Origin of the sequence: Ensifer sp. KUDG1 (assembly GCF_050434285.1) — a bacterium.
Lineage (GTDB): Bacteria > Pseudomonadota > Alphaproteobacteria > Rhizobiales > Rhizobiaceae > Ensifer.
Genome location: NZ_JBNDIG010000009.1, coordinates 150,011 through 172,958 on the forward strand (window position 1 = coordinate 150,011; position 22,948 = coordinate 172,958).

The window sequence follows — 22,948 nt, forward strand, 5'->3', positions numbered from 1 at the left end:
TTTTCAAAGGACGCCGACAGGGCTCGAGCCGATCGTCGATCGGCCCGATTGCGGGGTACCAAAATCGCTGGGGATCGATTCCGACCGCCGGGAATTAGAGGTCGATGATCGTGCCGCGACCGTCGTTCCAGATGCGCATCTCGCGCTGGCCCTGGGCGGGGCCCGCGGCAGCCGGGCGCACCGTGGCGCGGGCTGGCCTGAAGTTCAGCCGGGTGGCAATGGCGCTGCCGACCACGACAACGGCGGCGATGCCGGCAAGGGCCAGCGCCAGCGAGGCGGTAAGCACAAAGGCCGCGAACGTGATGGTCAGGGCTGCGGCCGTAAAGAGAACAGAGCGAATGCTTTGCATAATCGTCACCTTTCTGATGGCGATGTGGGGGCTCGCCTTCGGACTTGCAAGAGGCGGGCCCTCGAAAGGGGTGCGGCGGTTCGCCTCGTCTTGCGGAACGCGGCAAAGGCGGGCACAACTGAAGCATGAACAAATCGAGCGAACATCACCCGGTACGCCTGCGCCGCTCGGTGCTTTGCGTGCCGGCCGACAATGCCCGCGCGCTTGCCAAGGTCGCGGAACTTGCGACGGATGCTGCGATCTTCGATCTCGAGGATGCGGTAGCGCCCGAGCGCAAGGTGGAAGCGCGTGCGGCGCTGGTGCAGTATCTGACGACAAGCCGGCCGGATTGCGAGATCGTCATCCGCATCAATGCGATCGGCTCGGACTATGGCCAGGGCGATCTTGCTGCAGCGCTTGTGGCCAATCCCGACGCCATCCTGTTGCCGAAGGTCGAAAGCCCGGCGGATATCCAGGCGGCGGCCGACTGGCTCGACGAGAACGATGCGCCGGAGACGCTGCGCCTCTGGGCGATGATCGAGACGCCGCGCGGGGTCATCAACGCGCCTCTTATCGCCGAGGCCGGCCGCACCTTCAGCGGCAGGCTCGATTGTTTCGTCGTCGGCCTCAACGACCTGCGCAAGGAGACCGGCGTTCCGGATCGTCCGGGCCGGCCCTATCTCATCCCCTGGCTGATGCAGATCCTGCTTGCCGCGCGTGGCGGCGGGCTCGATGTCATCGATGCCGTGTTCAACGATTTTCGTGACGCTGCCACCTTCGACGAAGAATGCCGGCAGGGCCGCGACATGGGCTATGACGGCAAGATGCTGATCCATCCGGCGCAGATCGGCCCGGCGAACGAGCGCTTCGGCGTCGAGCAGGTCGCCGTCGACGAGGCCCGCGCGATCATCGCCGCTTTTGCGCTCTCGGAAAATGCCGGCAAGGGCGTCATCAATCTCAACGGACGCATGGTCGAGCGGCTGCATCTCGACCAGGCCGTAACGCTTGCCGCCAAGGCGGACCTCATCGAACAACGAAAGACAAGATCTTGAAACTCTACCGCTTCCTGACCGGCCCTGACGACGCTTCCTTCTGCCACAAGGTGACGGCGGCGCTGAACCAGGGCTGGAGCCTGCACGGCTCGCCCACCTATGCCTTCAATGCCGATACGCAGCACATGCAGTGCGGCCAGGCGGTGGTCAAAGAGGTCGAGGACAAGGATTACACCCCGGATATCAAGCTGTCGGAACAGTAGTGGCGCTGCCGTCGGCGGCTGCCCCTCACCCTAGCCCTCTCCCCGCAGGCGGGGAGAGGGGACGTGCCAGCTCACGATGTCGCGGAACGGAGTTGCCGTCGGCGGGATGTCGGGGGCGTATTGTTGAGGCGAGTGGGTGCCGCGAGTCTCCTTCGCCCCGCTTGCGGGGAGAAGGTGGCCGGCAGGCCGGATGAGGGGCAAAGCGAAACGGTAAGCCCTGCTCTTTAAGTCACGCAATCCCGGACGGAAAACCGCTTCAACTTTCCTGGAATTGCTTAGCCGCCGACGTGCTCGACGCTCGCCTCGATCCGTTCCATGTCGTCGTCGGAGAGGCCGAAATGGTGGCCGATCTCGTGGATCAGAACGTGGGTGATGATGTCGCCGAGCGTCTCCTCGTTCTCCGCCCAGTAGTCGATGATCGGGCGGCGATAGAGGGTGATGCGGTTCGGAAACTGGCCGGTTTCCATGGTGAAGCGTTCGCTGATGCCGCTGCCTTCGAAGAGGCCGAGCAGGTCGAAGGGCGTTTCCAGCGCCATGTCCTCGAAAACGTCGTCGCTCGGGAAGTCGGCAACTTCGATGACAAGGTCGGTCGTCAGCTGGCGGAATTCCTGCGGCAGGTGGCCATAGGCCTCCAGCGCAAGCTGCTCGAAAGTGGTAAGCGTCGGTGCGTGGCGTTCCCGCCAATCATCGGTCTGGTCAATGCGGGCCATAGGCACTCCTTGTTGCCCTCCATATAGCGATTTTGCCTTTGTTTTTCGAGTGTTGAATTCCTTGACCACAGGGACAGGAATAAATTCTTAGAATTGGCTGTTGACTCATTTAGGAAGCTCTGGAATCTAATAGAACATAACATGAACATACTGATGGGAGTTGACCGTCATGGCCGACACAGCCGTGCAGCGGGAGACGGTACTTTCGCTCCGAGAAACCATAGCCAGGATCGAAAACCGTCGGCTTCCGGGCGTTGTGCGCGCCGCCAAGGCGGCCGATCCCGGCGGCTTCCGTCAGCGGGAAGAAGACGAGCCCGGCCGCAAGGCGCTGGCGCTCGGCGTTCCCGATCTGGACGATCTTCTCGAAGGCGGCCTGCCGCTCGAAGGCATGACGGAAATCCGCAATGCCGAGACGCGCGATGCGGGTGCTGCCGCCGGTTTTGCCGCAGCACTCGGCGTGCTCTGCCAACGGGCGCGGCTTGAAAAGGGCGAGCCGTCCGCCCCCGTTCTCTGGATCAGCCAGTCGATGGCTTCCAACGAGGCGGGCATGCCCTATGGCCTGGGTCTGAAGGCCTTTGGTCTCGATGTCCGCGGCCTCGTCTTCAGCCTGCCGCGCACGATAAAGGATGCGCTCTGGATCGCCGAGGCCGCACTTTCCGTGCCGAGCTTCTGCGCTGTCATCCTCGAAATTCGCGGCAACCCGGCTGCCCTGGCACTCAGCGAGAGCCGGCGCCTGCATGTGCGCTCGCGCGCCGGCCACGTCCCCCTTCTGCTTTTGCGCCAATCCGGACACGAGGAGGCGAGCAGCGCCTTCTTCCGCTTCCTCGTCGAGCCGGCGCCGGCGCGCGAGCGACCGCTACCGGATGGATCGATGCTTCGCGGCAGCATCGGCCATCCCGTCTTTCACGTCATTGCCGAGAAGAGCAGGGCTCCTGCGCCGCTCGGCTTCTTCCTGGAGTGGAACCCCCATGACCGCCGCCTTTACCCCGTCGAGCCCCTACCAGCCGCTGCTGCGGCAGATCCAGAACCAGCGCATTCTGTCGCTCGCCTTTCCGCATCTTCCGGCCGATCGGGTCGCGCGCAAGCGCTGGGGGAACTCGTGGCTTTCCCGCGGGCGTCCTGAACATCCGCCCGTCGTCTTCGCCGACAAGGTGAAGAGCGCGATGCGTCTCGTTGCGCTCGATGGTTTTGCTGAAAAGCGTGGGTTTCATATCGGCCAGGGGGTCGCCGAAGCGCGGGCCATGTGTCCCGAGATCGACGTGCTGCCGGCCGATCCCGCCGCCGATCGGGCTCTGCTTGCAGGGCTGGCGGACTGGTGCAGTCGCTACACGCCGCTCGTCGCGCTCGATGGCGACAGCGGCCTCTTTCTCGACATTACCGGCTGCGCCCATCTTCTCGGCGGGGAAAAGGCGCTGCTCGACGATCTGCTCGCCCGCCTTTTCCATCTGGGCGTCGAGGCCCGGGCGGCGATCTCCTCGTCCGCCGGGCTCTCCTGGGCGGTGGCGCGTTTCGGCTCCGACGCTATCCTTGCCGAGGACGAGGCGGCGCGGGCGCTGGCGCCGTTGCCGATGGCAGCACTCCGGCTGCCGCGGGAAACGATCGAAACACTGGGCCGGGTCGGACTCAAGCAGATCGGCGACCTGATCGAGGCGCCGCGTGCGCCGCTTGCTCGCCGGTTCGGCGCAACCCTGCTTCTGCGTCTCGACCAGGCGCTCGGGCGCGAGGACGAGCCGCTGTCGCCACGGCTGCCGGTCGCAGCCCTTTCGGCAGAGCGGCGGCTCGGCGAGCCGGTCCAGGGTGAAGACGATATATTGGGCCTGACGGAAGAACTGGCACTGCGGCTGAAACCGGAGCTGGAGAAGCGCGGCGAGGGCGGACGCTTGTTCGAGCTTCTGCTTTTCCGCGTTGACGGTGCGGTCTTCCGCATCGCCGCCGGTACCTCCTCGCCGCTCAACGATCCGCGGCGTGTCGCCGGTCTTTTCCGCGAGCGCCTGCAGGCGGTGCACGACGATCTCGATGCCGGCTTCGGCTTTGAAATCCTCCGGCTTTCGGTGCCGAAGAGCGAAAAATACGAGGTGATGCAGGAGGATTTCTCCGGCACGCCGGATCGCGCGCGTCCGCTTGCCGCCTTCGCCGATCGGGTCATGGCGCGGTTCGGCGCAGAAAGCCTCATGGTGCCGGCGCTCTCGGAAAGCCATGTGCCGGAGCGGGCGGCAAGCTTCCGGCCGCTCACGGACCTGGCGCTGATCGGCAGGGCTGAGGAACCGGCGCAAAACATTCCGGTGACCCTGCTTGCGGCTGCCGCCCGGCCGCAGCGGCTCTTTCCAAGTCCCGAGCCGGTGGAGGCGGTGGCCGAGGTGCCGGAGGGGCCGCCGAGAAGCTTTCGCTGGCGGCGCACGCTGCACCGCATCGCGCGGGCCGAAGGGCCGGAGCGGATCGCCGGCGAATGGTGGCTCGATGGCGAGCCGGCGCTGGAACGCGACTATTTCCGGGTGGAGGACGATAGCGGCCGGCGGTTCTGGCTGTTTCGCGAGGGTCATTATGGCGCGAGCGCCCCGCCGCGCTGGTTCATGCATGGAGTCTTCGCATGAGCGACGTTGCTCCCTATTTCGAGATCGGCGCCTGGTCGAATTTCTCCTTCCTCGAAGGTGCCTCCCATCCGGGTGAGATGGTCGTTGCGGCGAGCCGCCTCGGTATTGGCGGCCTTGGCATTGCCGATCGCAACACGGTCGCCGGCGTGGTGCGCGCCCATGCGCAGGCCAAGGTGGAGAAGTCGGCCTTCCAGCCCGGTGCGCGGCTCTCCTTTGCCGAAGACCTGCCCGACGTGCTCGCCTACCCCCTAAACCGCCGCGGCTGGGGCAATCTCTGCAGGATGCTGAGTGCTGGAAACCTGCGCGCCAAGAAGGGTACCTGTACGCTCTACGAGACCGATCTCATCGAATGGGGCGAGGATTTGCTTCTCGCGGTGCTGCCGGGTCCTGTCATCGGTGCGCCGGAGGCAACCCTGCTTGCCGATTTCCTCAAGCGGCTGAAACCGCATTTGGGCGACCGGCTCTATCTGGCGCTGGTGCCGCGTTATGACGGCTTCGACCAGCTTGCCTTTGCCGGGCTCGCGAACATTGCCCGCCATGCGTCCGTCAAGCTCGTCGCCACCAACAGTCCGCTGTTCCATGCCGCCGATCGACGGCCGCTTGCCGATGTCGTCACCGCCATCCGCGAGCATGTGACGATCGCCTCGGCAGGCTATCGGCTGCACGCCAATGCCGAGCGGCATCTGAAGACGCCCGCCGAAATGGCGCGCATTTTTCGCGACTATCCGGAAGCGATCGCCAATACCGGACACTTCTTCGGACGGCTGAAGTTTTCGCTGTCGGACCTCGAATATCAATATCCGGATGAGAGCATTCCGGGCGAGACGCCGACGCAGACCCTGCGGCGGTTGACCATGGAAGGCGCACGCGAGCGGTATCCCGGTGAGATCCCCAAGAAGGTGTCGACGCAGATCGAGTACGAGCTCGAACTGATCGCCAGCAAGCGTTACGAGCCCTACTTCCTGACGGTGCGCAACATCATGCAGTTTGCGCGCAGCGTTCATATCCTGTGTCAGGGCCGCGGGTCGGCGGCGAATTCCACCGTCTGCTACTGCCTGGGCATCACCGAGGTCGACCCGTGTGAGACCACCCTGCTCTTCGATCGCTTCCTCTCGACCGAGCGCGACGAGCCTCCGGACATCGACGTCGATTTCGAGCACGAGAAGCGGGAAGAGGTGATCCAGCATATCTACCGCACCTACGGCAAGGAACATGCCGGGCTGACGGCCGCGGTCATCAGCTACCGGGCGCGCTCGGCCGGTCGCGAGACCGCCAAGGCCTTCGGCTTTTCCGAGGATGTGCAATCGGCGCTCGCCGGTTCTGTCTGGGGCTGGTCCGTCGCGGATCTCTCGGAGCGCGAGGCGCAGGCTGCCGGTCTCGATACGAAAGACCCGACGACGGTGAAGGTGCTCGACTACGCCACCGAGCTGATGAGTTTCCCGCGCCATCTCTCCCAGCATGTCGGCGGCTTTGTCATGACCCGCGACCGGCTCGACGAGGTGGTGCCGATCATGAACACGGCGATGCCCGACCGCTTCATGATCGAGTGGGACAAGGACGACCTCGACACGCTGAAGATCCTGAAGATCGATGTTCTGGCGCTCGGCATGCTGACCTGCATTGCCCGGGCATTTGGCCTGCTCGATCGGCATTACAATGAGCAGAAGAACCTGCATCAGCTCTTCAAGGATCATCAGGACGCCGTCTACGACATGATCTGCCGCGCCGATACGATCGGTGTCTTCCAGATCGAAAGCCGGGCGCAGATGAGCATGTTGCCGCGGCTGAAACCGCGTATCTTCTATGACCTCGTCATCGAGGTGGCGATCGTCCGGCCCGGACCGATCCAGGGAAACATGGTGCATCCCTATCTGAAACGCCGGGAGCAGCGGGATCGCAGGATTCCCATCGAGTATCCGAGCCCTGAATTAGAGGTCGTTTTGAAGCGGACGCTTGGCGTGCCGCTGTTCCAGGAGCAGGCGATGCAGATTGCCATCACTGCTGCCGGTTTCTCGCCCAGCGAGGCCGATCAGTTGCGGCGGGCGATGGCGACCTTCAAACGCACCGGCACCATTCATACCTTCCATGAAAAGATGATCGAGGGCATGGTCAGCAACAACTATCCGCGCGATTTTGCCGAGCGCTGCTTCAAGCAGATCGAAGGCTTCGGCGAATATGGTTTTCCCGAGAGCCATGCCGCGTCCTTCGCGCTGCTCGTTTATGTCTCCTCCTGGCTCAAGACCTATTATCCCGATGTCTTCTGCGCGGCGCTCCTGAACTCCCAGCCGATGGGCTTTTACGCGCCGGGGCAACTGGTGCGCGATGCGCGCGAGCATGGGGTCCGGGTGCTGCCCGTCGACATCAACCACTCGGTCTGGGATGCGGACCTTGAAGAGGGGGGCTTCGACAAGAGAGCCATCGAGCCGCGCCATCGCGAGATGCAGGATGTGATCAGGACGAAGAAGGCGATGCGTCTCGGCTTCGGCTCGATCAAAGGGCTGAAGCAGGAGGAGATCGAGGATAAGCTCGTCGCCAACCGGGGCGCCGGTTACGCAACGGTGCGCGATCTCTGGCTGCGCTCCGGCCTCTCCCGCTCCGCGCTCGAAAGGCTTGCCGACGCGGATGCCTTCCGCTCGATCGGGCTCGATCGTCGCAAGGCGCTCTGGGCGGTGAAGGCGCTCGATGAAAAAAGCGCTGCCGAGCGGCTGCCGCTCTTCGAGGGGGCTGCGAGAGAGGAGTTGCGGCCGGAACCGGCCATGATCCTGCCGGAGATGCTGGCGGGTGAGCAGGTGATCAACGACTATCGCTATCTCTCCTTCTCGCTGAAGGCGCATCCGGTTTCCTTCCTCAGAGATACGCTTGCCGCGCAGGGGATCGTCCAGAGCCGCATGCTTGCGACCGCCCCGGTCGGGCGGCGGGTGACCGTTGCCGGGCTGGTGCTCGTTCGCCAGCGCCCGGGTTCGGCCAAGGGCGTCATCTTCATGACGATCGAGGACGAGACCGGTGTTGCCAATGCGATCGTCTGGCCGAAGGTGTTTGCGACCTATCGGCCGGTGGTCATGGGTGCGCGTCTGGTCAAGATTCGCGGCCGGCTGCAGCGCGAAAGCAGCGTCATCCATGTGGTCGCCGAACACATCGAGGACATCACGCCGATGCTCGGGCTGCTGCGCAAGGAAGCGCGGCGGTTCGGCGCAAGCGAGCGTGCCGACGAGGCGCTGAGACCGACCGGTGACGCGCGCATGAAGCGGGCACAAGGCGACCAGCGCCTGCCGATGCCCCGCCACTCCGGCAGCAGTTCCAGCGATCCGGATCGGGCAACAGCCGAGGTGGCCGACGTGATGCCGAAGGGGCGCAATTTCCATTGAAAGGCTCCGGTTAGGCTTTGCCGCCTCTCAAGTGAGTGGGGCTGTCTGGTAAAGCGCTGCCGGGTCGCCGGAAGGATTCCATGGAATGCTTCCGGCGCAGGTCACGGGTAGGATTCCCGCGGTCGTGATAGAAGGTGTGTAAAAATGTCGCAGGCTGCGCGCCTCGTGACCCATTCAGGGTTTGCAAGATCAGTCGCTCAGGAATCTCTAAAATTCTGAAAAGGCGAAGTTTTTTGTCAAGTTTAGAGTCGTTCTAATCCACCCGCAACTTCCGCTCGCGGAGTTTTTAGTTGACACTAAATGTCCTGTTTTGCTTTATGCGCTGATACAGGGCGTTGCGTACGACAGGCGAGACGACATGCTGGTTTGCAGCTGCAATTTCATCACGGAAAAAGAGATCGAGGACACGATCATTGGTCTCCTCGACGAGGACTGTTGGCAGCTGATCGTGCCGGCGAAAGTCTACCACGCGATGGAAAAACGTGGCCGTTGCTGCGGCTGTTTCCCCAATGTCGTCGACATCATCATCCGCACCACCGAGCAATATCACGCGCACCGCGACTCGACGGACGCAGAGATATTTGATTTCATGACCCGCCTCAGACAATTCCACGACGACAACCGGAGGGCGGATCTTGAAAGGCGACAAAAAAGTCATCGAGCAGCTTAACGAAGCGCTCTATCTCGAACTCGGTGCCGTCAACCAGTATTGGCTGCATTACCGCCTCCTCGAAGACTGGGGCTATACGCTTCTCGCCAAGAAGGAGCGGGCCGAATCCATCGAGGAGATGCAGCATGCCGACAAACTCGTCGCGCGCATCATCTTCCTCGAAGGCCATCCCAACCTGCAGACGGTTGCGCCGCTGCGCATCGGCCAGAACGTCAAGGAAGTGCTGAAGGCGGACCTCGCAGGCGAATACGACGCCCGCACCGCCTACAAGAAATCCCGCGACATCTGTCATGCCGCCGGAGACTATGTCTCCATGAAGCTCTTCGAAGAGCTGCTCGCTGACGAGGAAGGCCATATCGACTTCCTCGAAACCCAGCTCGAGCTGCTCGACAAGATCGGCGAAGAGAAATACGGCCAGCTCAATGCGTCGCCTGCCAACGAGGCCGAAGCCGACTGAGCCTGGTGAAAGCCTAGTAATACAAAGGCCGGCGATCTCGCCGGCCTTTGTCGTTTCAGGCGCGGGCAGCGCCGGTTCACGGCGCCAGATGCGTAAAAGCCGCGACCACTTCCTCGTAGACCTTGCGCTTGAACGGCACGATTAGCTCCGGCAGGTCGCGCATCGGCTTCCATTCCCAGGCGTCGAATTCCGGTTCGTGCCCGCCCGGTGGCGGGTTGATGGCGATCTCGTTTTCCTCGCCTTCGAAGCGGAAGGCATACCAGCGCTGCGTCTGGCCGCGATACTTGCCCTTGAGGCCGATGCCGATCAGGTGTTCGGGCAGATCGTAGTTGATCCAACCGGGCGCTTCCGCAAGCAGCGAGACGGTGCTCATGCCGGTCTCTTCGTAAAGCTCGCGATAGGCCGCCTTCAGCGGATCTTCGTTCTTGTCGATGCCACCCTGCGGCATCTGCCATTGCTGCGGCGAGCCGTCATATTCGGAATTGCCGACGGCGATGCGATGGCCGGCCCAGACAAGGCCCGACCGGTTCAGCACCATCACGCCGACACAGGGGCGATAGGGAAGGTCGTCCGCCTTCAGTTTCTTGTCCTTGCTCATCGGCTGCCTCTTCTTTGCAAACGTCGATTGGTCCCATCGGGACGGCTTTAAGCTAGTTCTGTTGCGGATCCTTGACGAGCGCGGAAACGCCGACGATCTCGATGCCGCGGGCCTGCGCCTCGCTGACCCAGGAGGCAATCGCGCCGACGCTTTCGTCGAAGGCGGAAGCGACGCCGATGGCCGTCCCGTTACGGCGCGCGATGCGCTCGAGTTCGTCGAGCTTGCGCAGGATCGCGCCGCGGCTGAGTTCGCTGTCGAGCGTCAAGTCGGCAAAGCCGTGCGGCACGTCGAAGGCGCCGGCAACCTTGCCGGAAAGCGATTGCGCCGAAGTCCCGTCGTCGAGGAACAGCAGGCCGCGCTTGCCGAGATCGCGCATGACCGGCTCCAGCGCATCGGCATCGGACAGGAAGCGGCCGCCAAGATAATTCATGACGCCGGTATAGTTGGTGATCTCGGCGAGGTTGCGGTGCAGTTCCGCGAGGTTCTTCTTTTCGCTGAGGCCGACGCGCAGCGCATTGGGGCCGGGATCGTTGGCCGGATAGTCGAACGGCTCCATCGGCAATTGCAGCAGGATCTCGTGGCCGCTCCGGCGCGCTTCCTGCATCCAGCGCTGCAGGCTGTTTCCGGCCGTGGCAAAGCCGAGTGTCACCTCGCCCGGCAGGTCGCGGATCGCCTTCTGGGTTCCCGTCTGGCTGAGGCCGAGACCGCCGACGACAAGTGCGATGCGCGTGCCGCGCGCACCCGACCAGGGGCGTGCATATTGATCGAGCGGACGCAGACCGTCGGGGCCGATGATCGGCAGCCGCCCGGCGGGGCTTTCTTCCAGCAGGTCGTCATTGGGCATCGCCGCCATGCGCGGATCCTGGCCGCGGATCGGACCGACATTGATCAGTGCGGGGCCCTTGCCGTCGCGGCTGCGTGGCGAGAACGTCGTGACGGTGGAGCCGTCATCGGTGAGCGTGTGCTCGACATCGGCGCCGGAATAGGCCGTTCCCGGCGTCATCGTTCCGGAGCCGACGCCCGTCCGCCCGCTTTCCGGGTTGGATGCCTTGTCGCCCGCGCTCTTCGCCTTCTCGGCGGTTGCGACCGGCGACGCGGGATCACGCCGCAAACCGTCCGGCGAAAGCGTGTTCCAGGCGGAAAGGCCAATCACCGCGGCGATGCAAAGGCCGGCAAGAGAAAACCCGAGCAGCCGTCGGGGATTGCGCTTCGACGCTGGCTTGGCCCGCCGGTTCTGGCCGAGCGGTGCATTGAGATCAGTTCCCAAAACGGAGCCTCGGTCGAGCTGTGGGATGTTGCCGCTGGAGCGAGGCCGGCGCCAGGACGCGTGCCGATCCTCTCCCGTCGCACGCCGTATGCCTTCGAAGAATCAGTGGCCGCGGCAGCGCTTGCTAACCCTATAATTTAGTGGCGAAGGCTTGACCAGTGCATCGGCCGGCCCAGCCATGGGCCAAACGCAAAGCGCCGCATGTTCGGGTGAACATGCGGCGCTTTGTTTCGTGTCTGTCAGGCTTACTTCTTCAGCTGCGCCTGTTCGGGGCTCGCCGGGAAGGACGGGTCCGTCTTCTTGCCGCGCAGAAGGTCGAGCGCGTAGTTCAGCTGCAGGTCGTCCTTGGTTTCCGGCGGAACATAGGCGACCGAGCCGGAGCCTTCGTCGGTCTCGCTCTGGCCCTGGATGTGGCCGCGCAGATCGGACTCGCCCTGAGCCTCGACCTTGCCGAGCAGTTCCGGCGGAAGCGGCTGTTCGACCTTGATGTCGGGCGTGATGCCCGTGCCCTGGATCGATTTGCCCGACGGCGTGTAGTAGAGCGCGGTCGTCAGACGCAGTGCACCGGCTTCGCCGAGCGGGATGATCGTCTGGACCGAACCCTTGCCGAAGGAGCGGGTGCCGAGCACCGTTGCGCGCTTCAGGTCCTGCAGGGCGCCGGCGACGATTTCCGAAGCGGAAGCCGAGCCGCCATTGACCAGCACGATCACCGGCTTGCCATCGGTCAGGTCGCCCGGCGTGGCGTTGAAGCGGCGGGTCTCGTCCGGGTTGCGGCCGCGGGTCGAAACGACTTCGCCGCGCTCCAGGAAGGCGTCGGAGACGTTGATCGCCTGGTCGAGCAGACCGCCCGGGTTGAGGCGCAGGTCGAGCACGTAGCCCTTCAGCTTGTCGGCCGGCACTTCCGCCTTGATCTTCTCGATGCCCTTCTTCAGGTCATCGTAGGTCTTCTCGGTAAACGAGATAACGCGCAGGTAGCCGACGTCGCCTTCGGTGCGGAACTTGACCGCGCGAACGGCGATGACGTCGCGGACGATCGTCAGTTCGATCGGCTTGTCCGCGCCCTTGCGCAGGATCGTCAGCTTGATCGGAGTGCCGATGGCGCCGCGCATCTTTTCGACCGCGTCCTCGAGCTTCAGGCCGCGAACGTCCGCACCGTCGATCTTGGAAATGAAGTCGCCGGCAAGCACGCCGGCGCGCGCTGCGGGCGTGTCGTCGATCGGGCTCGTGACCTTGACGAGGTCGTCTTCCATCGTCACTTCGATGCCGAGGCCGCCGAATTCACCGCGGGTCTGGGTGCGCATGTCCTCGGCGTCAGCCGAGTTCATGTAGCTCGAATGCGGGTCGAGCGAGGAAAGCATGCCGTTGATGGCGTTCTCGATCAGCTTGTCGTCCTGCGGCGGCGTCACGTATTGCGCCCGCACGCGTTCGAACACATCGCCGAAGATTGCCAGTTCGCGGTAGGTCGAGGTGTTGGCAGCGACGGCCGGAACGACAGCCGAATAAACCACGCCCATCGCGGTCGCGCCCATCAGCGCCCCGACCAGAACAAGTGAAGCCCTACGTATCATTTCGCGCCTTTCCAACCTCTGCTGCGGTCCACCATGGTCGGGAATCAACCGGTTTTCCGTCTTTTCGGAATTCAATGTAAAGCGTCGGCCGGTCCGTTTCCAGCGCCAAGGCCGCAGCGCTCGCCACTCTTTTTGCGCCCATCGTCGCCAGCGGTTCTCCGGCCACGACGAACTGCCCAGTCTGCACGCTCACCTTCTCCATCCCCGAAAGCACGACGTGATAGCCGTCGCCCGGGTTGAGAATGATCATCTGTCCATAACTGCGGAAATTGCCTGCATAGACGATCCAGCCATCTGACGGCGCGGTCACCAGCGCGCCGGGATTGGTTTCCAACATGATCCCTTGCAGGGAATGCCCCGTGCCGTCTGCATCGCCGAATTTGCGCAACAGCGATCCCGCAGCCGGATAGGCAAGCTTGTTCCTCAGCTCCGAAAACACATATGCGGGCGCAATGCGGTTTTTGTCAGGCACCGCGTTGCGGGCCAATTCCCGTGCCGCTTCGCGCTCGGCCTCGCTCATGCGCCGGCGTTCCTCCTCCTGGGCGCGCGCCGCTTCGGCGGCCTCGCGAACGGAGGAGATCTGATCCTCGAGCGAGCCGATCAGGCCCTGTAGATTGGTCGCCTGCGAGGCCAGTTCCTGCGCCTTGCGCTGCTCGGCGGCAAGCTCGGTGGCGCTCGACTGACGCAGCTTCTCCTTCTCGGCGACCAGCATCGACATGCGACGCTCTTCTTCGACATTGGCGGTCATTGCCGCCGTCAGATCTTCGCGCTGCCGGTCGATGCCGGCGCGGATATCGGCGAGCGCCTTGAGGTCGGCCACCAGGTTCTCGGTTTCCTTGCGCAGGCCGGGCACGACGGCGCCAAGCAGGATGGCGCTGCGCACGGAGCCGAGCGCATCCTCGGGCGTCACCAGGATCGCCGGTGGCGGGTTCCGCCCCATCCGCTGCAGGGCGGCGAGCACCTCGGCAAGCACACCGCGGCGGGAGCGCAGCGAGCGGCGGACCGTATCTTCCTTGGTTCTGAGGTCGCTCAGCTTCTTCTCGCCGTCGACGATCTGCTGCTCGAGATCCTGGCGCTTCTTCGCGGACTCGACGATCGCGGCGCGCAGCGCCTCGTTGGTCTTGTCGATCTCGGCAATGGTTTCCGTCAGCGCATTGGCGCGCTCCTGGGAAAGCGTGATCGTCTTGGAGAGCGCATCCAGTTCGCTGCGCGTACTGTTGCGGCGAAGCGTGAGGTCGGCGGCGGGGTCGGGTGGCCCCTGTTCCTGACCTGCCGTGGCGGCGGCGGGCGGCGTGGCCTCCTGGGCGTTCGCCGGCAGGCCGATTGCAAGCGCAAGCGCAAAGGCCGCCGCTTTACGGGCAAGCCGTCCTGCGTCGTCTCTTCCCGTGCCGAAAACGCTGGTCCTGCCTCGGGGCGTCATCCGTTGCGTGCGTCCATCCGAAAATATGAGGAAAAAACCTAATCTGATTTGGCGCGCGCGACCAAGCATATTCTCGTTATCGCCGCGTGTACCGGGAGGGGCTTCCCGAAAAGCAGTCCAGTCGCTTCAGACCCGATGATAGGGGTGACCGGAGAGAATAGTGACGGCGCGGTAGAGCTGTTCGGCGATCAGGATGCGCACGAGCTGGTGCGGCCAGGTCATCTTCCCAAGGTTGAGCACCGCATCGGCGCGGGCGTGGAGGCTCGGATCGAGGCCATCGGCGCCACCGATCGCGACCATCAGGTCACGCTTGCCGCTGTCGCGGAATGTTCCGAGAAGCGATGCGAAGCCTTCCGAATCCAGCGCCTTGCCGCGTTCGTCCAGAAGCACGAGCAGGCTGCCTTCGGCCAGCGCCTTTTCGAGCTGTGCGGCTTCCTCGCGCTTGCGCGTCTCGGCGTTCGAAGCGCGGCTTTCGTTGACCTCGACGACGCGGGAAAGCTCAAGCCCGATCGCTGGACCGGCCTTGGAGAAGCGATCGAGATAACGGGCCGCAAGATCCTTTTCCGGCCCCGCCTTGAGGCGGCCGACTGCGAAAAGTCCAATACGCATGACCTTGTCCGTCCTCGCTACTGCATGTTTCCTTTAATCGCAGCCGATTAAAGGAAACATGAAGCGATTCAAAGTGCTACAGCGTCCTTTGCGCGTCCGATAAGACGCGCGGCGCTGTAGTGCTGCAACGCGCACTGCATAGTTCCTGAAATCGGGTCGATTCAAGGAGAATCTTATGCCGCGTTCCTGGAGCCTTGCAGCGCCGCTGCGCGCCTTGTCCGGTTGACGGGCCTGAAAGTTACGATCAGTCGCAACAAGCATCCGGCTGACAACGCCACCCAAGGCGGCGCCAGCCCTTCACATTCATGCATGACCGCAACTCGGCTCGTCCGGCATTCAGCTGCGCGGCGACCCGGTCGGTCTCAATGCAAGGTGCCGTCCTCGATCTCGGGAGCCGCCCACATCTTCTCGATGTTGTAGAACTCCCGGATTTCCGGCCGGAAGATGTGAACGATCACATCACCGGTGTCGATCAGCACCCAGTCACCACCTTCCAGACCTTCGACACGGGCATTGCCAAAGCCCCCGTCTTTCAGGTCGGTCGTCAGGTGATCGGCTATGGCCATCACATGCCTGCTCGATCGCCCGGAGACAACGACCATGAAGTCTCCCAGCGCCGACTTACCGGCAATGTTGATGCTGACGATGTCTTCTGCCTTCGAGTCCTCTAGGCTCTCGAGGACCAGTTGAAGCGCACGGACAGCGGCTTCGTCGCTAGATCCCGTGCTGCGCGGGAATGCGGTAACCGCATATCCCTTGGCGTGTGCTGTTGTCAGGGTCTTTCCTTTCCACATGAACAGAACAGGCACTTTCGATTCGAACAAAGATCGAACCGTCCATGAATGTAGGCATCAAACCGTAGCTGTTTCAAGACAGCAGAACTGAATCCCAGGAAATCATACTCCACCGGCGGCGCGCAGCGCCGTCGAGCTCATCGATGAGCGCGGTCCATGGATGAAGGTCCAGGCGGGCGCGCGGTCGAAGGGGAGGCGCCGCGCATCGTCCTCGTCGATGCGGGCATAGTCGAAGGTTTTCGCCATGCGCGAGGAGAGATAGGCGAGCGTCGAGCCCGGCCGATCAATGACAGCGATCGGGAAGGTGCGGGCGATCTTCTGCCAATTCTGCCAGCGGTGGAAACTTTTCAGGTTGTCGGCGCCCATGATCCAGACGAAGCGAATGTCGCGGTTGCGCGCCTGCACGATCTCGAGCGTGCGGGCGGTATAGCTCTGCCCAAGCGCCTTTTCGAAAGCGGTCACCTTGATGCGCGGGTTACGCGCGATCTCCTCGCTCATGGCGATTCGGTCGGCAAGCGGCGCCAGATTATTGTGGTCTTTCAGCGGATTGCCGGGCGTGACCATCCACCAGAGCTGGTCGAGCCCGAGCCGTTGGATCGCGGTGTCGGCAACAAGCACATGGCCTTCATGCGGCGGATTGAAGGATCCGCCGAAAAGGCCGACCACCATGCCGTCTTCGACATGGGGCATGCGCAGGTAGCGGGCGTTGACCTTGCCCGCCGTCACCTCAGGGCCTGACCTGTCCAGCACCACGCACCCGATACTTGAAGGAGGTCAACTGTTCGACGCCGACTGGGCCGCGCGCATGCATCTTGCCCGTGGCGATGCCGATCTCGCCGCCCATGCCAAATTCGCCGCCATCGGCAAACTGGGTCGAGGCGTTGTGCAAGAGGATCGCGGAATCGATTTCCGAGAAGAAGCGCTCGACGACCTCCGGGTCCTCGGCAATTACCGCTTCCGTATGTGCCGACGACCAGGTGGCGATGTGGTCGATGGCGCCCGAAATGCCATCGACCAGCTTCACCGAGATGATCGCGTCGAGATATTCCGTCGCCCAGTCCTCGTCTTTGGCGGCCTTCAACCCGTCGACGGTGCCTGCGAGTTCGTCGGAGACGCGCACTTCGCAGCCGGCTGCCAGCAGCGCGTTCAGCAGCGGCTTGGCCAATCGGTCGGCGTCGTTGCGGTCGATCAGCAGCGTTTCGGCAGCACCGCAGATACCGGTGCGGCGCATCTTGGCGTTGACGACGATTTTTTCCGCCATGGCGAGATCGGCCGAGGCGTCGACATAGATGTGGCAGAGCCCTTCGAGATGGGCAAAGACCGGCACGCGCGCCTCGTTCTGCACGCGAGCCACCAGGCTCTTGCCGCCGCGGGGAACGATGACGTCGATCGTGCCGCCAAGACCCGAAAGCATGGCGCCGACGGCGGCGCGGTCGGCGACCGGGACCATCTGGATCGCATGTTCGGGCAGACCGGCGGCCTTCAGCCCCTCGACCAGACACGCGTGGATCGCGCCCGAAGAATGGAAGCTGTCGGACCCGCCGCGCAAGATCACGGCATTGCCGGCCTTGAGGCAGAGCGCGCCGGCGTCAGCCGTCACGTTGGGCCGGCTTTCATAGATGACGCCGATGACGCCGAGCGGCGTGCGCACGCGCTCGATATGCAGTCCGTTCGGGCGATCCCATTCGGCAATGACGTCACCGACCGGATCCTTGAACTCGGCAATCGCACGAATGCCGCTCGCCATGTCGCGGATGCGGCTTTCGCTCAGCGTCAGGCGATCGATGAAAGAGGCGGCAACGCCGCTTTCGCGGGCGTTTTCAAGGTCGATCGCATTGGCGGCCAGGATTGCGTCCGTGCGGGCGACGACCGCGTCGGCCATGGCGATCAGTGCGGCGTGCTTGCGTTCGGCGCTGGCGATGGCGAGCGGTCGGCTGGCGGCCTTGGCGTTGCGGCCGATCTCCAGCATGACGCTTTCGACGTCTTGCCTGTTCTTCACCTCGTCAAGCATGGACTTCATCCTTCCGGCTACCCTCGGCCTCAGCGCGTTTTCCGGTCATCACCATATCGTCGCGGTGCACCATGGCGGCGCGGCCGGCATAGCCGAGGATCGCGGCGATCTCGGCCGATTTCTTGCCGGCGATCTGGCGGGCCTCGTCGGCATCGTAGCCGGCAAGACCACGGGCGATCTCGCGGCCGGAAGTGCCGAGAATGGCGATCGTGTCGCCGCGGCTGAAGCTGCCCGTCACGTCACGGACGCCGGCCGGCAGCAGGCTCTTGCCCGAGCGCAACGCCTCTTCGGCGCCGGCATCGACGCGGAGCGTTCCGGCCGGCAGCAATTGCCCGGCAATCCAGGTCTTGCGCGCCGTTACCGGCGACCCTGATGGTGCGAACCAGGACGAGCGGGCACCGTCTTCGATCGCCGCAAGCGGATGATCGGGCTTGCCCGATGCGATGATCATGGCGCAGCCGGCGGTCGTGGCGATCTTGCCGGCATCGATCTTGGTGCGCATGCCGCCGCGCGAAAGCTCGGATGCCGCACCACCGGCCATCGCCTCGATTTCGGGCGTGATCTCGGCGATCGTTTCGAGGAACCGGGCGTTGGGGTCGAGATGCGGCGGGGCCGTGTAGAGCCCGTCGATATCGGAGAGCAGCACCAGCAAATCGGCGCCGACCATGGTGGCGACGCGGGCGGCGAGGCGATCGTTGTCGCCATAGCGGATTTCGGTGGTGGCGACCGTATCGTTCTCGTTGATGATCGGCACGGCGCCGAGCTTCAGCAACTGGTTGATGGTGGCGCGGGCGTTCAAATACCGGCGGCGTTCTTCCGTGTCGCCCAGCGTCAAAAGCACCTGACCGGCGACGATGGCGTCGGTCGAAAGGCTCTCCGACCAGGCACGCGCCAGCGCGATCTGGCCGACGGCGGCGGCGGCCTGACTCTCCTCCAGCTTCAGGGCACCTGCCGGCAGGTTGAGCACGGTGCGACCGAGCGCGATTGCGCCCGAGGAGACGACCAGCACTTCGACGCCCTTGGCCTTGAGGCCGGCGATGTCAGCGCACATGGCGTCGAGCCAGGCCTTCTTCAGCCCGGTGGCGCGGTCGACCAGCAATGCCGACCCGATCTTGATGACGACCCGGCGATACTTCAAAAGCGGCTTGCGGGTCTTGGTCATCTCAGAGGTTCTCCTCGCCGAAGCCTTCACCAGCCTTGGCGGCGACGATGACGCTGCGCAATGCCCGCAGCGCTTCGGTCATGCCCTTGCCGACCGCGGCGGACAGCAGCAGGGGCTGCTCTCCACAGGCCTTCGCCAGCGCCTTGGCTTTTACCTTCAGCTCGTCCTCGTCGAGCACGTCGATCTGCGACAGTGCGACGATCTGCGGCTTGTCTTCGAGGCCGCCGCCATAGGCTTCGAGCTCGTGCCTGACGGTCTTATAGGCCTTGGCGACATCTTCTTCCTGGGCGGAGACGAGATGGAGCAGCACGCGGGTGCGCTCGACATGACCGAGGAAACGGTCGCCGATGCCCACACCCTCATGCGCGCCTTCGATCAGGCCCGGAATGTCGGCGATGATGAACTCGTTGCCGTCGATGGTGGCGACGCCGAGATTGGGATGCAGCGTCGTGAACGGATAGTTGGCGATCTTCGGCCGCGCGCGGGTGCAGGCGGCAAGGAAGGTCGACTTGCCGGCGTTCGGCAGCCCGACGAGACCGGCATCGGCGATCAGCTTCAGCCGCAGCCACAGGGTCTTCTCGTCACCTTCGAGGCCGGGATTGGCCCAGTTCGGCGCCTGGTTGGTCGAAGACCGGAAATGGGCGTTGCCGAAGCCGCCATTGCCGCCGGCCGCCAGCCGGTAGCGCTGGCCTTCGGCCACCATGTCGACGATCAGCGTCTCGTTGTCTTCCTCGAAGATCTGCGTGCCGACCGGCACCTTCAACGTCACGTCGTCGCCGCCGGCACCTGTGCGGTTGCGGCCCATGCCGTGCTGGCCGGTCTTGGCCTTGAAGTGCTGCTGGTAGCGGAAGTCGATGAGGGTGTTGAGGCCGTTGACGGCCTCCACCCAGACATCGCCGCCACGGCCGCCGTCGCCGCCGTCCGGTCCGCCGAACTCGATGAACTTCTCGCGCCGGAACGAGACGGCGCCTGCGCCACCGTCGCCGGAGCGGATATAGACTTTCGTTTCGTCGAGAAATTTCATTGGGCTGCCATCTGGTTCGGTGTAAGTGCGTGGTCTTAGAAAGTGTTACAGCGACCTTTGCAGGTCCTAAAGGATGCACGGCGCTGTAATTTGCCGCCATCGATATAGGCGGTTTATTCGGAGGTCAAAGAATATCGTGCGGTTCGTCAGCTACAACATCCAATACGGCATCGGCCTCGACGGCCGCTTTGATCCCGAACGTATCGCCGCTTCGATTGGGGACGCCGACATCATTGCGCTTCAGGAAGTGACGCGTGGCTTTCACCGCAACGGCCATGTCGATCTCGTCACCCGCTTCGAAAAGCTGTTTCCCGGCCATTTCTCCGCCTTCCATGCGCCCTGCGACATCGACATCGGTTCGGCGATCGAGGATGGACGCGCCGTCAGCCGCCGCTTCCAGTTCGGCAACATGATCCTGTCGCGCTGGCCAATCCTTGCGACGAGGCTCATCCCCTTGCCGCGCACCCGCACGATCAGCCCGATGAACCTGCAGCGCGGGGCGACCGAAGCGCTGATCGTGACGCCTGCCGGTCCGCTGCGGGTCTATTCCGTGCATCTCGATCACGTGCTGCCGGCCGAGCGCATCGCCCAGATCCGCTACCTGAAGGATCGGCTGCTCGGTTATCCGCTCGAAGGCGGTGCGATCACCGGGGCGGCCGGTTTCGGCATGGCCGAGCCGCCGCATCCGGAGGATTTCGTCGTCATGGGCGATTTCAACATGGAGCCGGAGACGCCGGAATACTGCACGATGACCGGCACGCGCGACGCCTTCTACGGCCGTTCCCTGCGGCTTGAGAACCCGGTCGATGCGCTCGCCCATCTCGGCCGCCTGACGCCTGAAAGCTATAGCTGGATCCATCCCGAAAACCCCGAAAAACGCATGCATCTCGACTATTGTTTCGTAAGCGCTGGCCTCGCGTCCCGTCTCTCCGATGCCTGGACCGACTATGAGGCCAAGGGTTCCGACCACCTGCCCGTTGGTTTCACGCTCGCATGACAGAAAAAGTCCCCGCGAAGCCCGAGCTTCGCGGGGATGTTCTTCAGTGCGGTTGGCGCAGATCGGCGGCGGTCAGCCGCGTCTCGATATGGGCGACCATGGCGTTGCGCGCGAGCGCATAGACCTGGGTGCAGCCGGTGATCTGGAAGCCGATCTTCTCCTGCACCTTCAGCGATCCCGGATTGTCGGCAAAAACGCCGGAATGCAGGGTCGTTTCGGGCATGCGACGGAAGAAGCGCTCGACGGCCGCATAGGCCGCCTCAGAGGCAAAGCCCTTGCCCCAGTAGAAGCGGTTCAGCCAGTAGCCGACGTGCCATTGGCCGTGACGGAGCTCGATGCCGACGCAGCCGATATGCACGTCGTCACCGGTGGTGACGGCGAAGGTCCAGTCGGGCGTCAGCCCTGAAGTCTGCGCCGTCAACCAGTCGAGTGCGTCCTGCTGATCGTAGGGTGCCGGAACGCGCGCCAGCATGCGCGCCACCTGGAAATCGTCGAGCGACTGGGCGATCGCCTCGGCGTCGTTCCGTCGGTGCGGGCGCAGGACCAGGCGCTTGGTCTCGATGACCGGGCAGGGGCCGGGACCGGGGCGGGCAACGACCCGCTGGCGTTCGGAAGCGAGCGCGTTCATCGCATGCCTCCCCAGCTTCTCAAGGAGACCCAGGTCTTGCGGTCGAGCCGGTACCATTCGACTGATATCGAGCCGCCGAGTGCCAGGCTGCCGACCATGCCGCTTCCCTGGAACTGGAAGCCGCACTTCTGGATGACCCGGCGCGATGCCAGGTTCATGACGCGGCAGCGCGCATCGATCTGGTCGATGTCGCGGGTGCGGAAGGCCATGTCGGTCAGGACCTGGGCCGCCTCGGTGGCATAACCCTGGTTCCAGTAAGGCTCGCCCAGCCAGTAGCCGAGTTCCGCCGTCTTGCCATCGGGATGCGGCTCGATACCGCAGCAACCGAGAAATGCGCCATTGTCCGCTTTGGTAATCGCGTAGACGCACTTGCCAATCGTGCCGGCTTTCGCGCGTCGCACGAAGTCGGCGGCGTCGGCCGTCGTATACGGGTGCGGCATGCGCGAGACCATGGTCGCGACATTGGCATTGTTGGCAAGATGGGCAAGGGCGTCGATATCGTCTTCATGGGGCGCGCGCAGAACGAGCCGGGGTGACAACAATATCGGGCAATCGGTCCTTGACCGTTGGGGCCGCAGCCTCTGCTCGGGAGACCGGGATTGGTCTTCCCTCAACAACTCGGTTTGCATGGTTTCCTCCAGAAACGAAAAAGGGGAGTTGGGTATTGCCCCATCTCCCCTTTGAAGTCTGGCTTGGAACCATCAGGTGCGTCAGCCGGGTCGATGAGACGCCGGCTGTTTTAGAGCGCTACCGGCTTATTCCGCTGCTTCGGCTTTCGGCATTACAGACACGTACACGCGGCCATTGGCCTTCGTACGGAAGTTCACGTTGCCGGCCGTAAGTGCAAAAATCGTGTGGTCCTTACCGAGGCCGACATTGGCGCCCGGATGCCACTTGGTGCCGCGCTGACGCAGAATAATGTTGCCGGCGATGACCTGCTCGCCGCCGAACTTCTTCACGCCAAGGCGCTTGGACTCAGAATCGCGACCGTTACGCGACGAACCGCCAGCTTTTTTGTGTGCCATTGGTGTTCTCCTTTAAACCTTAGATCCAGGAACTCAGTTTGCAGCGGCTTCAGCGGCAGCTTCAGACTTCTTCGAAGCCTTCTTTGCCTTGCCACCGGCAGCAGCGATGTCCAGGATGCGGACGGTCGTCTGGTGCTGGCGGTGACCGCGCGAGCGCTTGGAGTTCTGGCGGCGACGCTTCTTGAAGGCGATGACCTTCTTGGCGCGACCCTGCTCAACAACTTCAGCGCTGACTACGGCGCCTTCAACGAACGGAGCACCGATGGTTGCATCGGCGCCGACGCCGACCATCAGGATCTCGGTGAATTCGATCTTGTCGCCTGCAACGCCTTCCAGCTTTTCGATGGTGAGGACGTCGTTGGCGGCCACGCGGTACTGCTTACCGCCGGTCTTGATGACTGCGAACATTTTTTATCCTTTCATGTTCGATCCGGCTCTCTGCCCGAAGGCAAGGCCGTCTTTTTCTCAG

Annotated in this window: 24 protein-coding genes; 8 read left to right on the forward strand and 16 right to left on the reverse strand. The window is 63.6% G+C overall.

The window, feature by feature from the left end; translation table 11 throughout:
- Positions 1 to 94: 94 nt before the first annotated feature.
- Entirely contained in the window at positions 95 to 349 is a 255-nt protein-coding gene (locus tag M2267_RS21830) for a hypothetical protein (protein WP_043620010.1), read from the reverse strand.
- Positions 350 to 474: 125 nt separating this feature from the next.
- Between M2267_RS21830 and M2267_RS21835 the strand changes: the two genes are divergently transcribed.
- Both M2267_RS21835 and M2267_RS21840 read left to right on the forward strand, forming a co-directional pair.
- Positions 475 to 1,380, forward strand: coding sequence for an HpcH/HpaI aldolase/citrate lyase family protein (locus M2267_RS21835; RefSeq protein ID WP_429117074.1), 906 nt, complete (start codon positions 475 to 477; stop codon positions 1,378 to 1,380).
- Positions 1,377 to 1,583, forward strand: a complete 207-nt coding sequence (locus tag M2267_RS21840; RefSeq protein ID WP_429117075.1) for a DUF1737 domain-containing protein — start codon at positions 1,377 to 1,379, stop codon at positions 1,581 to 1,583. Before M2267_RS21835 ends, M2267_RS21840 begins: the two co-directional genes overlap by 4 nt.
- A 275-nt stretch (positions 1,584 to 1,858) precedes the next feature.
- Here the strand turns inward: M2267_RS21840 and M2267_RS21845 are convergent, their stop codons facing one another.
- Positions 1,859 to 2,293 (reverse strand): metallopeptidase family protein, encoded by a 435-nt coding sequence (locus M2267_RS21845; RefSeq protein WP_043620007.1) that lies wholly within the window; start codon positions 2,291 to 2,293, stop codon positions 1,859 to 1,861.
- Positions 2,294 to 2,462: 169 nt separating this feature from the next.
- Between M2267_RS21845 and M2267_RS21850 the strand changes: the two genes are divergently transcribed.
- The 5 genes from M2267_RS21850 to bfr all read left to right on the forward strand — a co-directional run bounded on the left by M2267_RS21850 (position 2,463) and on the right by bfr (position 9,376).
- Positions 2,463 to 3,416: an ImuA family protein gene (locus M2267_RS21850; protein ID WP_429117078.1), complete on the forward strand. Its 954-nt coding sequence runs from the start codon at positions 2,463 to 2,465 to the stop codon at positions 3,414 to 3,416.
- Positions 3,331 to 4,884 carry a DNA polymerase Y family protein gene (locus tag M2267_RS21855; RefSeq protein WP_429117304.1) on the forward strand — a complete coding sequence of 518 codons (1,554 nt, stop codon included), beginning with the start codon at positions 3,331 to 3,333 and terminating at the stop codon, positions 4,882 to 4,884. The genes M2267_RS21850 and M2267_RS21855 overlap by 86 nt, the downstream gene beginning before the upstream one ends.
- On the forward strand, positions 4,881 to 8,249 hold the full coding sequence (locus M2267_RS21860) for an error-prone DNA polymerase (protein ID WP_429117081.1): 3,369 nt from the start codon (positions 4,881 to 4,883) through the stop codon (positions 8,247 to 8,249). The genes M2267_RS21855 and M2267_RS21860 overlap by 4 nt, the downstream gene beginning before the upstream one ends.
- A 358-nt stretch (positions 8,250 to 8,607) precedes the next feature.
- On the forward strand, positions 8,608 to 8,919 hold the full coding sequence (locus tag M2267_RS21865) for a (2Fe-2S)-binding protein (RefSeq protein ID WP_034803108.1): 312 nt from the start codon (positions 8,608 to 8,610) through the stop codon (positions 8,917 to 8,919).
- Positions 8,885 to 9,376: a bacterioferritin gene (bfr, locus tag M2267_RS21870; RefSeq protein ID WP_043620003.1), complete on the forward strand. Its 492-nt coding sequence runs from the start codon at positions 8,885 to 8,887 to the stop codon at positions 9,374 to 9,376. Before M2267_RS21865 ends, bfr begins: the two co-directional genes overlap by 35 nt.
- A 76-nt stretch (positions 9,377 to 9,452) precedes the next feature.
- Here bfr and M2267_RS21875 read toward each other — a convergent pair whose 3' ends face one another.
- The 10 genes from M2267_RS21875 to obgE all read right to left on the reverse strand — a co-directional run bounded on the left by M2267_RS21875 (position 9,453) and on the right by obgE (position 19,829).
- Positions 9,453 to 9,974 (reverse strand): RNA pyrophosphohydrolase, encoded by a 522-nt coding sequence (locus tag M2267_RS21875; RefSeq protein ID WP_043620001.1) that lies wholly within the window; start codon positions 9,972 to 9,974, stop codon positions 9,453 to 9,455.
- Between the two features lie 52 nt (positions 9,975 to 10,026).
- A complete protein-coding gene (locus tag M2267_RS21880) occupies positions 10,027 to 11,241 on the reverse strand; it encodes a divergent polysaccharide deacetylase family protein (protein WP_429117085.1) in 1,215 nt (404 codons plus the stop codon).
- Between the two features lie 245 nt (positions 11,242 to 11,486).
- Positions 11,487 to 12,809, reverse strand: a complete 1,323-nt coding sequence (locus tag M2267_RS21885) for a S41 family peptidase (protein WP_043619997.1) — start codon at positions 12,807 to 12,809, stop codon at positions 11,487 to 11,489.
- On the reverse strand, positions 12,799 to 14,229 hold the full coding sequence (locus M2267_RS21890) for a murein hydrolase activator EnvC family protein (protein ID WP_429117088.1): 1,431 nt from the start codon (positions 14,227 to 14,229) through the stop codon (positions 12,799 to 12,801). The genes M2267_RS21885 and M2267_RS21890 overlap by 11 nt, the downstream gene beginning before the upstream one ends.
- A 126-nt stretch (positions 14,230 to 14,355) precedes the next feature.
- Positions 14,356 to 14,838 (reverse strand): 23S rRNA (pseudouridine(1915)-N(3))-methyltransferase RlmH, encoded by a 483-nt coding sequence (rlmH, locus tag M2267_RS21895; protein WP_043619993.1) that lies wholly within the window; start codon positions 14,836 to 14,838, stop codon positions 14,356 to 14,358.
- Between the two features lie 362 nt (positions 14,839 to 15,200).
- Entirely contained in the window at positions 15,201 to 15,632 is a 432-nt protein-coding gene (gene rsfS, locus M2267_RS21900) for a ribosome silencing factor (protein WP_192451114.1), read from the reverse strand.
- A gap of 102 nt (positions 15,633 to 15,734) precedes the next feature.
- Positions 15,735 to 16,322, reverse strand: coding sequence for a nicotinate-nucleotide adenylyltransferase (locus M2267_RS21905; protein WP_429117306.1), 588 nt, complete (start codon positions 16,320 to 16,322; stop codon positions 15,735 to 15,737).
- 37 nt (positions 16,323 to 16,359) lie between these two features.
- Positions 16,360 to 17,643 carry a glutamate-5-semialdehyde dehydrogenase gene (locus tag M2267_RS21910; protein ID WP_429117090.1) on the reverse strand — a complete coding sequence of 428 codons (1,284 nt, stop codon included), beginning with the start codon at positions 17,641 to 17,643 and terminating at the stop codon, positions 16,360 to 16,362.
- The gene (proB, locus tag M2267_RS21915; RefSeq protein ID WP_429117091.1) at positions 17,636 to 18,805 is read right to left on the reverse strand and encodes a glutamate 5-kinase; all 1,170 of its coding nucleotides are present in this window, start codon (positions 18,803 to 18,805) and stop codon (positions 17,636 to 17,638) included. The genes M2267_RS21910 and proB overlap by 8 nt, the downstream gene beginning before the upstream one ends.
- 1 nt (position 18,806) lies before the next feature.
- A complete protein-coding gene (gene obgE / locus M2267_RS21920) occupies positions 18,807 to 19,829 on the reverse strand; it encodes a GTPase ObgE (protein ID WP_043619985.1) in 1,023 nt (340 codons plus the stop codon).
- Between the two features lie 136 nt (positions 19,830 to 19,965).
- Here obgE and M2267_RS21925 point away from each other — a divergent pair, with 136 nt between their 5' ends.
- Positions 19,966 to 20,826 (forward strand): endonuclease/exonuclease/phosphatase family protein, encoded by an 861-nt coding sequence (locus tag M2267_RS21925; protein WP_429117094.1) that lies wholly within the window; start codon positions 19,966 to 19,968, stop codon positions 20,824 to 20,826.
- Positions 20,827 to 20,869: 43 nt separating this feature from the next.
- Here the strand turns inward: M2267_RS21925 and M2267_RS21930 are convergent, their stop codons facing one another.
- The 4 genes from M2267_RS21930 to rplU all read right to left on the reverse strand — a co-directional run bounded on the left by M2267_RS21930 (position 20,870) and on the right by rplU (position 22,887).
- On the reverse strand, positions 20,870 to 21,454 hold the full coding sequence (locus M2267_RS21930; protein WP_429117096.1) for a GNAT family N-acetyltransferase: 585 nt from the start codon (positions 21,452 to 21,454) through the stop codon (positions 20,870 to 20,872).
- A complete protein-coding gene (locus M2267_RS21935) occupies positions 21,451 to 22,083 on the reverse strand; it encodes a GNAT family N-acetyltransferase (RefSeq protein ID WP_043619979.1) in 633 nt (210 codons plus the stop codon). Before M2267_RS21935 ends, M2267_RS21930 begins: the two co-directional genes overlap by 4 nt.
- A 126-nt stretch (positions 22,084 to 22,209) precedes the next feature.
- A complete protein-coding gene (gene rpmA, locus M2267_RS21940) occupies positions 22,210 to 22,479 on the reverse strand; it encodes a 50S ribosomal protein L27 (protein WP_043619976.1) in 270 nt (89 codons plus the stop codon).
- Between the two features lie 33 nt (positions 22,480 to 22,512).
- Positions 22,513 to 22,887 (reverse strand): 50S ribosomal protein L21, encoded by a 375-nt coding sequence (rplU, locus tag M2267_RS21945; protein WP_034802644.1) that lies wholly within the window; start codon positions 22,885 to 22,887, stop codon positions 22,513 to 22,515.
- Positions 22,888 to 22,948: the final 61 nt, after the last annotated feature.

Coding starts and splice junctions, on each gene's coding strand:
- M2267_RS21860 (WP_429117081.1), top strand. CDS start 4,881: ATGAGCGACGTTGCTCCCTATTTCGAGATCGGCGCCTGGTCGAATTTC.
- M2267_RS21910 (WP_429117090.1), bottom strand. CDS start 17,643: ATGCTTGACGAGGTGAAGAACAGGCAAGACGTCGAAAGCGTCATGCTG.
- rlmH (WP_043619993.1), bottom strand. CDS start 14,838: ATGCGTATTGGACTTTTCGCAGTCGGCCGCCTCAAGGCGGGGCCGGAA.
- rplU (WP_034802644.1), bottom strand. CDS start 22,887: ATGTTCGCAGTCATCAAGACCGGCGGTAAGCAGTACCGCGTGGCCGCC.
- M2267_RS21885 (WP_043619997.1), bottom strand. CDS start 12,809: ATGATACGTAGGGCTTCACTTGTTCTGGTCGGGGCGCTGATGGGCGCG.
- M2267_RS21890 (WP_429117088.1), bottom strand. CDS start 14,229: ATGACGCCCCGAGGCAGGACCAGCGTTTTCGGCACGGGAAGAGACGAC.
- M2267_RS21845 (WP_043620007.1), bottom strand. CDS start 2,293: ATGGCCCGCATTGACCAGACCGATGATTGGCGGGAACGCCACGCACCG.
- M2267_RS21875 (WP_043620001.1), bottom strand. CDS start 9,974: ATGAGCAAGGACAAGAAACTGAAGGCGGACGACCTTCCCTATCGCCCC.
- M2267_RS21850 (WP_429117078.1), top strand. CDS start 2,463: ATGGCCGACACAGCCGTGCAGCGGGAGACGGTACTTTCGCTCCGAGAA.
- M2267_RS21865 (WP_034803108.1), top strand. CDS start 8,608: ATGCTGGTTTGCAGCTGCAATTTCATCACGGAAAAAGAGATCGAGGAC.
- M2267_RS21935 (WP_043619979.1), bottom strand. CDS start 22,083: ATGCAAACCGAGTTGTTGAGGGAAGACCAATCCCGGTCTCCCGAGCAG.
- M2267_RS21930 (WP_429117096.1), bottom strand. CDS start 21,454: ATGAACGCGCTCGCTTCCGAACGCCAGCGGGTCGTTGCCCGCCCCGGT.
- obgE (WP_043619985.1), bottom strand. CDS start 19,829: ATGAAATTTCTCGACGAAACGAAAGTCTATATCCGCTCCGGCGACGGT.
- M2267_RS21830 (WP_043620010.1), bottom strand. CDS start 349: ATGCAAAGCATTCGCTCTGTTCTCTTTACGGCCGCAGCCCTGACCATC.
- M2267_RS21835 (WP_429117074.1), top strand. CDS start 475: ATGAACAAATCGAGCGAACATCACCCGGTACGCCTGCGCCGCTCGGTG.
- rsfS (WP_192451114.1), bottom strand. CDS start 15,632: ATGTGGAAAGGAAAGACCCTGACAACAGCACACGCCAAGGGATATGCG.
- M2267_RS21905 (WP_429117306.1), bottom strand. CDS start 16,322: ATGCCCCATGTCGAAGACGGCATGGTGGTCGGCCTTTTCGGCGGATCC.
- proB (WP_429117091.1), bottom strand. CDS start 18,805: ATGACCAAGACCCGCAAGCCGCTTTTGAAGTATCGCCGGGTCGTCATC.
- rpmA (WP_043619976.1), bottom strand. CDS start 22,479: ATGGCACACAAAAAAGCTGGCGGTTCGTCGCGTAACGGTCGCGATTCT.